Here is a 13,540-nt window from a genome sequence, read left to right on the forward strand (position 1 = left end):
GTAGCCTAATATATTGACCCTCTCATATCAACTTCAAGAGGTGAAACACGAAGGAGGTTCATTTTTTGTCTAAATATACTATGGTAGATAAAGATACATGTATTGCTTGCGGTGCTTGTGGAGCAGCAGCACCTGATATATATGATTACGATGACGAAGGACTAGCCTATGTTGTCTTGGATGATAATGAAGGAAATGAGCAAGTACCTGAATTTCTAGAGGATGATATGGAAGACGCTTTTGAAGGATGTCCGACCGATTCTATAAAAATAGCTGATCAGCCATTTAACGGTGACCCACATAAAAATGGATAATCTATTTACCCTCTTCACCAAAGTGGAGGGGGTTCATTTTATGCTAAAAGGTTTGTCTTTATAGTCCCATCGCACGAAGAACCACTTAAAGACATTTGTAGGGTTTTACTGTCAATAAACATCGTACATGCAGCCATTGTTGTTGTCCATTCATTTAATCTTCTATCTACTCAAAAAAGCTTTATTTCACTTCTTTCCTTTACGGAGATATCTTCCCATAAGATTTTTCTCTTTTACTTCATGCTTTTCATTTTATCAAATCACTGCAGATTATTCTATAATGACTAAAGAGCCTTGTACAAATACAAGACTCTTCAAATCATTCATTCTATAGGGTTGACACTTTCGGGCACAGGCACAGGTTCTGAGAAATTAAGATCCTCTAGCCCATTTACATTTTCGAATTGTATAGATTCATAACCAAACTGTTTAGCAGATGCAAGGATAGCTTCTAATGAACTAGTTAGCTTTCGGTCCTTTATTGATCCATTCACACTCATTTGTAATACTACTATTTCCGATTCGATTTCTTTTACTTCAATATCCATTTCTTGTGGAATGGCAGGCTGTACACTTTCAGATTCCTCGAAATTCTTCATCTCCTCTAAAGCTTCTTCAAATGAAAGCTTCTCACCTAAATCAATAGGAACTAGGTATTCGCGATCATTAGACATATATAGCTGGTATACATATCTATTTTCTTCTATTGGATCAATTGTACTAACTTCCCCATAATTACCAAAAGAGACCGGTTCTCCACCTTCAGTTTCCACCTGAATTTCTTCTACTTGATATGGTTCCACCGACCACCTTAGACTCTCCATAATTGAATTACTCATAGCACTACCCACAATTTCAGTATCATTTGGAAAAATAACTGTAGCTACCTCAGATTCTTCTTCTACTGAAATGGTTACATTCTTCAGGATATCTTGCGAGAGTCCTATGTCCTCTGGAGAAAATCCACTTAGACTTTCTTCCTTTGATTTTCCTTTTAATCCTATGGTTAAAGGAATAGTGTATTGAGCATTTTGATCTGGTACTGCTCGAACAATTCGAGATTCATCTAAATCGGATACAATCAAACGATCCAATAACATAGCATCTTCCACTGGTTCATTTTGCTCAGTTGTCTCGATAGAGTCATCTGACTTATTCGTGTCATCCTCATTTGCTGATTCAGCAGCATTGCTTTCTTCAGTTGTATTATTTTCTTCCACTGCTTGGTCATTAGATTCTATAGCTTCATTATTTATTGTATCTATAGTCATTGGACCAACGATCGCGATTATAACTATAGCCAAAATTGTGGCCAGTCCGGGTATCAACCATTGAGGTCTTTGTTTTTTATTGTTTTTCATTTTTTTGTTAATCATTTTACGATAATCTCCTTTATTTAAAGACTCATTAACACGTGGGAGGTCCGATATCATCTTTTGAATCTCTTTTTCACTTTTTTGATCATTACCCACTTAAATCGACCTCCCTATTTAATATTTTTTTTAACACTTTTAAGCCACGATGCTGAATGGTTTTCACTTTACTTTCTGTAAAATCTAAAATTTCTGCTGTTTCCTGAATGGACATGCTTTGCATAAAACGTAAGATAATAACATTTTTTTGATCGATTGAGCACTGATCTAAGCCTCGATAGACTTGCTGTAGTTGTTCACTTTTCTCAACTAATTCTTCTGGTAAAGGAGCGCTACTAGGCAGCTTTTCACCTTTTTCTTCCCAATTAAAGAACTCAAAGAATCTTTTTCTTTTTCTTCCTTGTTTTCTGAAATAATCGATCGTAACATGCTTCGCTATAGAAAATAACCATGTTTTTTCATTGCTTCTTCCATCAAAAGATTCGTAAGAGCGAATCACCTTAATGTAAATATCCTGTACAAGATCTTCTGCAACCTGACGATCTTTCACCATGTAAAATACGTATTGAAATAAATCTTGATGATATTTATCATAAAAATCATCAAAGAACGGTTTCATATGCTCGGCCTCCCCGTTCATCATAATAGTCGTTTATCTATGTAAAAAGTTACACTTTACTATGATAATCTTTCCTAACCATAAATGAAACCATTCTATAAAAAATTAGAATCCCTTTTTTACTTACCAATCAGCTAACCTATAGACAAAAAAAGCAAGGGAATTGAGGTTATTTGCTTCATATACTAGATTATTTTTGTCCATAATAGGTATTTATTGGTTGGATGCGAATCTTCTACCTCCTACCTTATTGAGAGACTTATACAAGCCGGCGTGGAATTCTTATATACTATTTTCTAAAGATTTGCCTCCTTTATCTAGGTTAGCGTTGTTGATTGGATCGGAATCTTTGCTCGCTTTCCGCGGACGAATCGGCGAATCTCGTAAATCCCCATCCAATCAGAGCCATAAGATAGGGGTATTTTAGGCTGATGAAACCATGGTGGGAGATTCTATACTCTTCACTACCTGGATGAGGTTTTCTCACTAGTTTCCTCGCTAGAAAGTAAGCGATTGTGGCTTTTAGAAAATGGTCTTCATGACTTCTTCCAGGCTAGGAAGCCCATCAAATGGCAGGAAAATACAAAGACCAAACCGCTATGCGATTTGGTCTGCTAACTCATATACTATTTCATATGTTTCTCAACCGAAACAGAACTACTTACGATTTCGACCGAATCTTTTCTTACTTGCATTCCAAAAACCGAAACAAATTACTATACAGAACCCGTTACTAATAAGATAGCTTTTAAGTCATGATATGGGACTTATGATATTTATTAAACAACCTACCTAAAATTGGTGATAATACCAAAATAAATACAGTGTTAGATATTGCATGGTTGACGTCCATAGGGATACCCGCTAGATAATAAGCCCAAAAAGATTGTCCAACGGTATACATAGTCACTGAGATCATTAACCCAAAGAACATCCCACTTAAAAAACCATATACCGATAAGCCCCAAACAGGAATAGATGACCAGTATTTACCTATAACTCCAGCAATCATTCCGATCACCGACCAGGAGACTACCTGCCAGATCGACCAAATTCCCATCCCTAGAATCACGTTTGAGAGAAAGGTTGTTAAGATAGCCATGGTTACAGCAGCTAAAGGACCTAACCAAAAGCCTGTGATGATGATAATGGCTGTCACGGGCTGGATATTTGGCAAATGAGCCATTGCAATCCTTCCGGCAACGGCCAATGCCGCTAGCATTGCAATCAGCGTAATTTTATACGTTTTCATTTATACCATCATTCCCAAGATTGAAAATCGAAATTGATTTCGTCTCCTTCTTCTACTTCATATTCCGTGGCTCCGACTGTTGCATCCTCTCCATTTATCGTATAAAGCCAAGCCTTTTGTTCACCATCTTCAGGAGAAATACCTTCTATACTATTAATAAATCCTTCTTCTTGTTCAACCTCGTAATTATCTTCCATAACTTCCATAAGCATGGTTCCTTCTTCTACGGAATGCTCTTCTGTCGAAATAACTTCTTCTCCTTTATTTTGAGAAATTTCAACCTCGATAGATACTTCCTCTACTTTTTCTTGTTCAGTTTCAGATACACCTTCATTAGCTTCCTCTTGACAGCCTGATAACAGGACAACCGCCAATAAAGTCATTAAAAATCCTTGATAAAGCTTGCTCATATAAAACTTCCTCCCTACTATTTGATTGTTTCAAAGCTTCTAGAAACGTTTTATGTATAAACAATAAAAAGCCTGCTCTTCATAGTGAAGAACAGGCTTAAGACATACCAAATGGAGTTAATCATAATCATTCATAAACCAAACGGATATCTCAAACGCTCAACCCTCGAAGCTTTGAAACGAGTGATGTTTGGCAGGTCTACTGACTTGTGTCTCATCCTACTAAGGAACCTTCCCATAAAGATTATAGTGGTTTCTCCTTTTCGTCTACACTTACAGTTGCGAGGACAGTTCTGGATTAATACCAGATTCCCTATTCAGCCCTATTTGGGCACCAACATCAACATATTAAGTTCAAATTACAGGTTACACGATTCTCAACGATTTAGCAATCTAATTTTCATCTTCTTCCTCTTTGATAGGAATAACCACAGTGAACGTAGTACCTTCATCAACCTTGCTATGAACTCCGATACTTCCGCTATGGGCTTCAACAATGTGCTTAGCAATAGCAAGCCCTAGCCCTGTTCCTTTTTGAGAAGATTCTCTTTTCCTAGATTTATCAGCTTTATAAAAGCGTTCAAAGACGAAAGGTAAATCATCTTCAGGAATACCCTGACCGGAATCCGATACTTGAATAAGCCATTCAGACTGACTACGTTCTATAATCACATCAACTGTTCCATTCTCATCAGTATGACGAATTGCATTATCAATTAAGTTCGTTAACACTTGTTCCATGCGATCAATATCTATGGAAATCATGGGATGTTCATCCTGTAGATCAAGATTCAATTGAACTTGTTTTTCCTCTGCGAGTCCTTTAAATTTCCTAACTATTTTCTTAGCAAACGGACCGACTTGAATTTGTTCTAGATATAAGGAGATATGCCCTGCTTCCATGCGTGCAATATCTAAGAGTTCGTTCACTAATCGTCCAATTCTTAATGACTCATCATGAATAATTTTCGCAAGTTCATTTTTGTCTTCTCTTGACTCGGCTATATCATCTACGATGGCTTCACTATAGCCTTGCAACATTGATATAGGGGTTCTTAGTTCGTGGGAAACATTTGCTATAAAGTCTTTTCGCAATTTATCTAATCGCCGTTCATCAGTCATGTCACGTAAAACTGCGACTGCACCTCTTACATGATCCTGGTCGTATAAAGGAGTCATAATTATAACCCAAGTTCGACCTTGAACAGTGACTTCAGTCATCAGCTCTTGTTCGTTGTCAATCACTTTATTAAAAAGTTCTCTCATAGGAACTGGCAGATTCCTTTGTTGTTCGCTATAGTGTTTTTCTATCCCACTAACTTCGAAAGCCCATGCTTGCAAATATTGATCTGCTGGAGGATTCGAAACTAATACATCCCCTTGACGATTCATAGTTAACACACCGTCAGCCATTGAACGCAATATCCCTGATAATTGTTCTTTCTCATGATTGAGAGCATCTATATGAAACTTTAATTGTCTACCCATCCGATTGAATGCCATGGCCAATTCACCAATTTCATCATGAGTGAGTATAGGAATTTTTGTATTAAATTCTCCCTTTGCTAATTCAAGTGCCCCTTCCCTCATTTTGATCAAAGGGGAAGTTATACGAGTGGATAGAAAGAAAGCAAATATAGTGGTTAATATTATGGCGATGCCTGCTCCTAAGAAAATAATCTTGGTCGTTTGATCTGAAGTTTCCTCTATTGTGTCTAGTGATTGATAGACAAACACAGCACCTTGTTGATCATTAAGGGGTGTACCAACAACCATATAGCCTAATTCTGAATCTTCAATATTAGATACTTTCATTACATCTTTCCGTTCCTCAACAACAGCAGCGAACTCCGAATCATTCATAAACCAGTTATAACTGAAATTTGGTAAGTCATTACCTTCTGATGATGGGGAAGTTAGAATATTACCACTTCTGTCAGTTACCACAACTTGACTTGAGGGATCTTTAATTAGATCAGTCATGGATAAAATAAGTTCTTCCCTTTCATATTCTGAAACTACATCAGAAACTTTAGTTGCCGTCTGCAATAATTCTTTTTCTGCTTCTAAGACATGATAATTTTCAAAAAATTCAAGGAGAAGAACAGTTAAAATAAACAATACAAAACAAACAAGCAATAAAATCGTGAACCATAGTTTTCCAACAACACTACGCCAAAACATTACTCACCACTAACCTCAAACTTATATCCAACTCCCCAGACAGTATTAATCATTCCTGCTGCTTTTGTGGAGACTTTACTTAACTTTTCCCGAAGTCTTTTAACATGTGTATCAACAGTACGTAAGTCACCAAAAAACTCATACTGCCACACTTCTTTTAATAACTGCTCTCTATCGAACACTTTATCTGGTGACTGTGCCATATAATTCAATAACTCATATTCTTTCGGGGTTAACGCAACTTCTTTCCCATCAGCAGTCACCCGGTGAGCATCATTATCTATGGTCATGTGAGGGAAAACCAAAATGTTTCTCGTCGTTGTATCTGTTTCTAAAAATTTAGTTGTGGAAGCCCTTCGCAAAAGCGCTTTCACTCTAAGAACGACTTCTCTTGGACTAAATGGTTTAACAATGTAATCATCTGAGCCAACCTCAAAGCCTTGTACTCGATTGGCTTCCTCGCCTTTCGCTGTCAACATAATCACTGGAGTTGCTTTCTTCTCACGTAGTTCCTTACATACCTCTATTCCATCTTTACCCGGCATCATGATATCTAATAGGATCACATCGTAATCCTCCTGTAATGCCATGTTAAGTGCTTCATAGCCATCCTCTGCTTCATCAATTTCATAGTTTTCTCTTTCTAAGTACATTTTTATCAGTCGCCTTATACGCTCTTCGTCATCGACAACTAAAATCTTAGCTTCGTTGTTATCCATCATTTATACCCACCTCCTATAGTATTAGGTCTGATTATAATAAATGGCAGGTGGGATAAACAAACCCAACCTGCCTATAAATTCTTAAGCGTACGAATGCAAACCTGAAATAATTAGATTTACTGCTAATAAATTAAACATAATAATTCCAAATCCACCTACCGCTAACCAAGCAGATTTCTTCCCCTGCCATCCTCTTGATAAACGCAAGTGTAAATAGGCAGCGTAAAAGAAGAATGTAATTAACGCCCATACCTCTTTAGGATCCCATCCCCAGAAGCGATTCCAAGCTTCCTGAGCCCATATCATAGCAAATATCAGTGCTCCTAAAGTAAATATAGGAAAACCAATGGCTACGGCACGATACCCGACTTCATCAATGATTTCTGGGTTAGCTTTTCTTAATAATGGCTGAAGAGCATTAGCTACTCTCTTTCTGAGCACTAATCGAATGACTCCATATAAAACTAGCCCACCGAGTAACGACCAAATCATAGTATTAAATTTAATCGATGCATCTACTCCCCGCATCCATTCAGGTGCTTGAAAAAGAGGTGACATCGTATTTTCTGATAATAATTCACCATCAAATGGGGCAACAATGGCTGGCATCTCATAAGTAATTTCAGTAACTAGCCCCTCTACTGGTGCTTCAAACGTAGAATTATAGTTAGTGACATTAAAAATTGAGGACACGATAATAAACGCAAGTGTAGTAGCAACCATAAATAGAACAAACTCAAGCCAGAAGGTTTGTTTCGATTTCACTGATTGATCCACTTGACGAATCAAGAAAATTAACCCCGCTACAAAGCTAATTGATAGTATTGCTTGGCCTAGTGCAGCTGTCGTTACATGAATGTATAACCAGTGAGACTGCAACGATGGTACAAGCGGAGAAATTTCTGTAGGAAACATACTTGCAAATGCAATTATTAATAATGCAATCGGTAGTGCGACTAAACCTAATATATTAATTCGATAAATAAAATACATAATGATGAATGCAAAAACAAGCATCATCCCAAAGAAAGTAATAAACTCAAATAAATTACTAACTGGTGCATGTCCTGACGCACCCCATCTTGTAAAGAAATATCCCAACTGTGTCAAAAAACCAATGATCGTTATCGTGATCCCTATTTTTCCAACAAGCTCCGATTTATTTTTTCCTTTATCACTAATAGTACCTGCGAAGAAAAACGTAGCTACTAAATAGATAAAGAAAGCTGCATATAGTAAGTTACTACTTATCGTACTTAATTCTCCCATATCCTTTCCTCCTTACATTCCTAATGAAGGCTAGCTTTTCAATTCTTGTTGATCGATGGGCTTTTCTATTCCTGTTCCATCGATAGCTCTATCAATTTCACGCCTTAGTGCCACCCAATTTTTGTTGGTGTGACCTGCAATCCAAGCACCATTCTCTTGAGGTTTCACCCATATTCTTCTGTGATTCCAGTACATTCCCATACTCACACCAATCATGAAAATGGCTCCTCCTAGTGCTATAAAAGGTAGTGTATAATCCTTTTTAACAGCTAAGCCTGTCACATCTCGAACATCAAAATTCACTAGTCCAACTTTGTACTCATTTTCTCCAGTACCATCAACGTTGGCACCAATACCAGCAAAACTCACTTCTGGTTCTGATTCACCTGGTGCGAACACTTTGAAAACAAACGCAGGATTCTTTGGATATTTTGATACCGATACAGGTTCCCCATCATTTAGTTCATATTCAGGATAATAGGAGTCAAGTACAATTTTGTGTCCGCTATCTAATTCATACTCGGACTCAGGATCACTTAAGTCAATCGTAAATTCGCCATACGAGCTATCTTCATCATTTGTATCATGTAACTTAAATGTCATATCTTTGAACTCATTTTGTTGATAACTTGCTTGGTATAAAGAATAATCCTCAAATTGAATCGGATGGTTCATTCTCGCTTCCGCTTCACTAATTTTTTGTAACTCAGGATCTTTTCCAACTACAACGTCGTCGGTTCTTTCATAAATTACTGCATTTGTTTGATAATTTTTTGGAACGGGTGCACCATTATTTTGAATAGATTCCTGAAACCTTTCATCGTCTTCATCATAATTTTCCAAAATAAACTCTTTATTTTTAATGTAATATTGTCCATCTGTACCACTAATAACTTTTGTTTCACCTTCACGTACCCAAATAAAATCATCTACATATAAGGCTGGAATAAATCTAAGTAATGTTCCTAGCAAGAAAATAATAAGACCAATATGGTTAACATAAGGACCCCACCGAGAGAAACGGTTCTTCTCAGCTAGGAGACTACCTTCCTCTTCTTTTACTTTAAAACGTTGTTTCTTTAAATTTCTCTTCAACTGATCGAATTTAATCGAATCAGATTCTGTTTGACCAAAAACCCGTTGCTTTTTCATAAATAAATCATGACGCTTTGGTCTTTGTCTTTTTAACGTTTTATACAATGGAATAAAACGGTCAAGACTCGCTATAACGATCGAAATTCCAATCATAGCAAGTAATATCATAAACCACCATGAGGTAAATAAATTATGAAAACCTAACTGATAATAGATTTGACCAATTATTCCATATTGATCACTATAGTGAGTCGTTGGATCTGAGCCTGGTGGAATATACATTTCCTGTGGAAAGACTGTACCTATCGCTGAAGCGATTAAGGTAATAATGATCAACGAGACACCAACTTTAACGGAAGAAAAGAAGTTCCACACTTTGTCAACAAATGTACGATTATACGTTTGTGAGCGCCGTGCACTTCCGTCATATCTCATATTTAAGAGTTCTTTATCATTATTCCCATTAAGGTGTTGATTATCTTTCACGGGTTTTCCACACGATTCACATAAGACCGTACCCTCAGGGTTTACATGACCACACTCACATGTAATATCTTTCATAGTAAAACCTCACAATTTCATATGGACTTAAGTCTCCGGTGTAATCTCCTCTAAATAGCCATCAAGCTTCTCCAATGTTAGAGGACCAACTACTTGTTCTTCTACTTCTCCGTCTGGGTTAATAAATAGTGTAGAAGGGATTCTACCTACATTATATTGATCCATTACCTGGCCATTTTTATCATGGAGTATTGGGAAGGATAGACCATAACGATCTAAGAACCGTCTAACCACAAGGTCGGTAGCATCCAAGTTAATAGCAAGTATTTCTACATCCTTGTCTTTATACTTAGAGTATATTTCTTCCATATATGGCATTTCTTCTTTACAAGGCTCACAATAAGTAGCCCAAAAATTGATCATTACACCTTGACCTTCAAGGTCACTAAGTGAAACTGTTTCATCCGTTCCAAATTTCTTCAACTCAAAATCAGGAGCTTGTTCCCCTTCAGCAACCACATTTTTATCATCATTCAGATTTGAAACTAGTGCAAAGATAATTAGTCCTACCATGACAGCCAACATGGCGGAACGAAAAATCAATCTTCTCTTTTTCTTTTGTACTGTGCTTTCCTTCATAGCTTTCACTCCCCGACCATTATAACATTGATGAGCTCAGGAAATTTTGAAGATTATTTAACATTTTCTTCAGCTAGCTGACGAATTTGTTTTACTTCGTGAGGTTTAAGTGGTCTAGCATCTCCTGCATTCATACCTTGTAAAGTAATAGAACCATAGCGTTCCCTTTTTAATTTATCTACAGGATAACCTAAAGCTTCGAACATTTTACGTATTTGACGATTTTTTCCTTCATGTAAGACTACTTGAACGATCGCTGTGTTCTTTTTATTTTCTGAGGACATCACTTTTACATGCGCTGCTTTCATATGCTCTCCTTCGATCATCATGCCTTTTTTCATACTTTTCAACTGTTCGGCGGAAGGAATCCCTTTTGTTTTAGCAATATATACCTTATCAACTTCACCACTTGGGTGCATAAGTAAATTAGCAAAATCACCATCATTTGTTAATAGTAAAACACCTGATGTATCATAATCTAAACGCCCTATAGGAAAAATTCTTTCCTTCACTTCAGGTATATAATCTGTAACAACTTTTCTGCCTTTATCATCTTTGACACTAGAAATAACACCTCTTGGTTTGTACAACAAATAATAAACAGGGACTTCTTTAACTAAAGGGACTCCTGCAACTTCCACTTTATCATTTGTGCTAACCTTAGTTCCTAACTCTTTCATCACTTTTCCATTAACTTTAACTTTTCCTTGAGTAATCATTTCTTCTGCTTTTCTACGTGATGCTACTCCTGCTTGAGCAATCACTTTCTGCAGACGTTCCAGATTGGCCATCGGATCGTCCTCCTATATCATTTAATATTTTTAAACACTATGAAGCCACGCTGGGATGTCCAGCGCGGCTCTAGGCTAATTATCATTATACATGGTTACTCACTAATTAAACAAAGGAATAGCTCTGTTAAGTAAATAAAATCATGACAACTATAATCGAAGCAATTATACCAACCAAGTCTGCAAGAAGTCCAACTTTTAAGGCGTCTCCCATTTTTCTAATACCTACTGCACCAAAATATACTGTAATAATGTATAAGGTTGTATCCGTGCTTCCTTGCATGACAGATGCCATCTGTCCAATTAGTGAGTCAGGACCAAATGTACGAATTAACTCTGTAGTCATACTAAGAGCTGCTGTTCCTGAAATCGGGCGTATCATGGCTAGAGGTAATATTTGTTCAGGAATACCGATCGACGTCATAATGGGTTTAAAGACAAGCAATAAAGCATCCATGGCTCCAGAAGCTTGAAAGATAGCGATTGACACCATCATTCCTAACAAAAAAGGAAGCAATGATATAGCTAATTGAATCCCCTCTTTACTTCCATCTACAAAAACTTCATACGCAGGTACACGTTTAATGGTTGCTGTTACTAATACGATTAGAATAATTGTAGGAATCAACCAAATGCTCATATCACTCGTCCCAATCTTCTTCGTCTATAGTAAAAAAATCGATCGATGAATAGGGCTGCTATTGTAGAGATAGCTGTAGCTAGAATAGTTGCTCCAATAATACTTGTAGGATCTGTGGAGTCATATTTCATGCGTATCGCTATGACGGTCGTTGGAACTATCGTTAATGAAGAAGTATTGATAGCCAATAATGTAATCATAGACCGGCTTGCCTCTTTACTACCAGACAAGCGTTTTAATTCATTCATTGCTTTAAGCCCCATAGGAGTAGCCGCATTCCCTAATCCAAAAATGTTTGCCGTTATATTAGATAGGATATAGCCTATAGCTGGATCATTATCAGGTATTTCTGGAAAGAGCCTTCTTACAATAGGTTTAAACAGTCTGGCCAATGATCTTAACAAACCCGCCTCCTCAGCGATTTTCATAAGTCCTAACCAAAAAACCAAAACACCCATTAAGCTGAGTGTAAGCATAATACTTTCATCAATTGTCGCAAATATCGCTTCATTTACTTTATCCATTGTTCCATTAAAACCCGCATAGGCTATTCCACTTACTGCTAGGATTACCCAGATTAAGTTGACCAAGACCCCACCCCCATCATACGCTTCATAAACGCAAAGCTCGCGGATAACCAAGGTTGTTGCGGACGCTCCGTTAACACGGCAGACTCTGCAAGTATTTGATCTTCTAACTGAAAGTACCGGGTACCTGCATAAAGATTTGATACATTATCAGAGTGAAACACTGCTGTTAATTGATTTTTTTCTTCTTTAGTTAAAGGGACACTAACATCCTTTGGTAGATAATAATTCTGGCCGGAAGATTCCTCATAACCTTCTTTTTGGATTTGGTAGGTTTCGTAATTATCAAACCCCCACTCATACATACGTTCATGATCATTCCAATCACTTGGTGCATTTAATGTCACTGCTACTAGTTCCATTCCATCTTTTTCTGCACTACTTACAAGTGTCCGTCCAGCCTGTTTTGTGAAACCCGTTTTTCCACCTGTTGTATTTTCATAGAGCATAGTCAAAAGCTTATTTTTATTTTGCCATGAGTATGTTCGGTTTTCTGATTTATAGATTTCACTGCCCGTGACTTCACGAAATGTATCATTCTCCATAGAATATTTCATTAACAACGCTAAGTCATAGGCGCTTGACACATGGTTGTCCCCATCAAGTCCATGGGGATTCTCAAAATTCGAATCGTTCATTCCTATCCATTGAGCTTTCTCATTCATCATATAGACAAAGCCCTCAACACTTCCTCCGATGTGTTCAGAAATTGCTACGGCAGAGTCATTTCCAGAACGTAACATTAAGCCATATATTAGATCTTGAAGTTTAATTTTTTCACCTTCTGTTAAATAAATCGAAGATCCTTCGGTACGAATAGCCCGTTCACTTACTACCACATCTTCTTCCAAATCCCCAGATTCAATCGCAAGTATCGCAGTTAATATTTTAGTTGTACTGGCCACTAGAGAGGGTGAGTATGCATCCTTTTCAAACAAAACACGTCCTGATTCCGCATCTATTAAGATTGCATGTTCTGCAGAGACAGATAAATCGGGCTGAGCATAAGATGTTGTATTGTTTAAACAAATGCCTAGAATAAATACGATTAGTATCGTATATAGTTTTAATTTCAAAAGAGGTATTCCTCCCATCATGTTCTTTGCTTAACTTTATGCACAAAAGTACGAGCTTATGAAGGCAA

14 protein-coding genes and 1 riboswitch are annotated in these 13,540 nt (G+C 37.1%); of the genes, 1 reads left to right on the forward strand and 13 read right to left on the reverse strand.

Translation table 11 applies throughout. The features are described from left to right. Nucleotides 1-65: 65 nt before the first annotated feature. Entirely contained in the window at nucleotides 66-314 is a 249-nt protein-coding gene (locus tag ACFQIC_RS01205; protein WP_204706483.1) for a ferredoxin, read from the forward strand. A gap of 323 nt (nucleotides 315-637) precedes the next feature. Here ACFQIC_RS01205 and ACFQIC_RS01210 read toward each other — a convergent pair whose 3' ends face one another. From ACFQIC_RS01210 to ACFQIC_RS01270, 13 genes are all read right to left on the reverse strand, one after another. Then, the gene (locus ACFQIC_RS01210; protein WP_204706484.1) at nucleotides 638-1,786 is read right to left on the reverse strand and encodes a hypothetical protein; all 1,149 of its coding nucleotides are present in this window, start codon (nucleotides 1,784-1,786) and stop codon (nucleotides 638-640) included. Beyond that, the gene (locus ACFQIC_RS01215; RefSeq protein ID WP_204706485.1) at nucleotides 1,779-2,306 is read right to left on the reverse strand and encodes an RNA polymerase sigma factor SigX; all 528 of its coding nucleotides are present in this window, start codon (nucleotides 2,304-2,306) and stop codon (nucleotides 1,779-1,781) included. Before ACFQIC_RS01215 ends, ACFQIC_RS01210 begins: the two co-directional genes overlap by 8 nt. 748 nt (nucleotides 2,307-3,054) lie before the next feature. Continuing rightward, complete coding sequence (locus ACFQIC_RS01220; RefSeq protein WP_204706486.1) at nucleotides 3,055-3,558, reverse strand: ECF transporter S component; 504 nt, start codon at nucleotides 3,556-3,558, stop codon at nucleotides 3,055-3,057. Between the two features lie 8 nt (nucleotides 3,559-3,566). Then, nucleotides 3,567-3,968, reverse strand: a complete 402-nt coding sequence (locus ACFQIC_RS01225; protein ID WP_204706487.1) for a DUF4430 domain-containing protein — start codon at nucleotides 3,966-3,968, stop codon at nucleotides 3,567-3,569. 174 nt (nucleotides 3,969-4,142) lie between these two features. Next, nucleotides 4,143-4,322, reverse strand: a riboswitch (cobalamin riboswitch). Nucleotides 4,323-4,361: 39 nt separating this feature from the next. Next, on the reverse strand, nucleotides 4,362-6,152 hold the full coding sequence (locus tag ACFQIC_RS01230; protein ID WP_204706488.1) for an ATP-binding protein: 1,791 nt from the start codon (nucleotides 6,150-6,152) through the stop codon (nucleotides 4,362-4,364). Further along, nucleotides 6,152-6,874, reverse strand: coding sequence for a response regulator transcription factor (locus ACFQIC_RS01235; protein ID WP_204706489.1), 723 nt, complete (start codon nucleotides 6,872-6,874; stop codon nucleotides 6,152-6,154). The genes ACFQIC_RS01230 and ACFQIC_RS01235 overlap by 1 nt, the downstream gene beginning before the upstream one ends. A gap of 81 nt (nucleotides 6,875-6,955) precedes the next feature. After that, entirely contained in the window at nucleotides 6,956-8,143 is a 1,188-nt protein-coding gene (ccsB, locus tag ACFQIC_RS01240) for a c-type cytochrome biogenesis protein CcsB (RefSeq protein WP_204706490.1), read from the reverse strand. Between the two features lie 30 nt (nucleotides 8,144-8,173). Beyond that, a complete protein-coding gene (gene resB, locus ACFQIC_RS01245) occupies nucleotides 8,174-9,799 on the reverse strand; it encodes a cytochrome c biogenesis protein ResB (RefSeq protein ID WP_204706491.1) in 1,626 nt (541 codons plus the stop codon). A 27-nt stretch (nucleotides 9,800-9,826) separates the two neighbouring features. Continuing rightward, a complete protein-coding gene (resA, locus tag ACFQIC_RS01250) occupies nucleotides 9,827-10,378 on the reverse strand; it encodes a thiol-disulfide oxidoreductase ResA (protein WP_204706492.1) in 552 nt (183 codons plus the stop codon). Nucleotides 10,379-10,431: 53 nt separating this feature from the next. Next, nucleotides 10,432-11,160 carry a pseudouridine synthase gene (locus ACFQIC_RS01255; RefSeq protein ID WP_204707549.1) on the reverse strand — a complete coding sequence of 243 codons (729 nt, stop codon included), beginning with the start codon at nucleotides 11,158-11,160 and terminating at the stop codon, nucleotides 10,432-10,434. Nucleotides 11,161-11,296: 136 nt separating this feature from the next. Next, complete coding sequence (locus tag ACFQIC_RS01260) at nucleotides 11,297-11,809, reverse strand: spore maturation protein (protein ID WP_204706493.1); 513 nt, start codon at nucleotides 11,807-11,809, stop codon at nucleotides 11,297-11,299. Further along, nucleotides 11,806-12,399 (reverse strand): nucleoside recognition domain-containing protein, encoded by a 594-nt coding sequence (locus ACFQIC_RS01265; protein ID WP_204706495.1) that lies wholly within the window; start codon nucleotides 12,397-12,399, stop codon nucleotides 11,806-11,808. The genes ACFQIC_RS01260 and ACFQIC_RS01265 overlap by 4 nt, the downstream gene beginning before the upstream one ends. Continuing rightward, entirely contained in the window at nucleotides 12,387-13,481 is a 1,095-nt protein-coding gene (locus ACFQIC_RS01270; RefSeq protein WP_417361997.1) for a D-alanyl-D-alanine carboxypeptidase family protein, read from the reverse strand. Before ACFQIC_RS01270 ends, ACFQIC_RS01265 begins: the two co-directional genes overlap by 13 nt. Nucleotides 13,482-13,540: the final 59 nt, after the last annotated feature.

It is taken from the genome of Halobacillus seohaensis (genome assembly GCF_042663045.1).
GTDB classification, from domain to species: Bacteria; Bacillota; Bacilli; order Bacillales; family Halobacillaceae; genus Halobacillus_A; species Halobacillus_A seohaensis.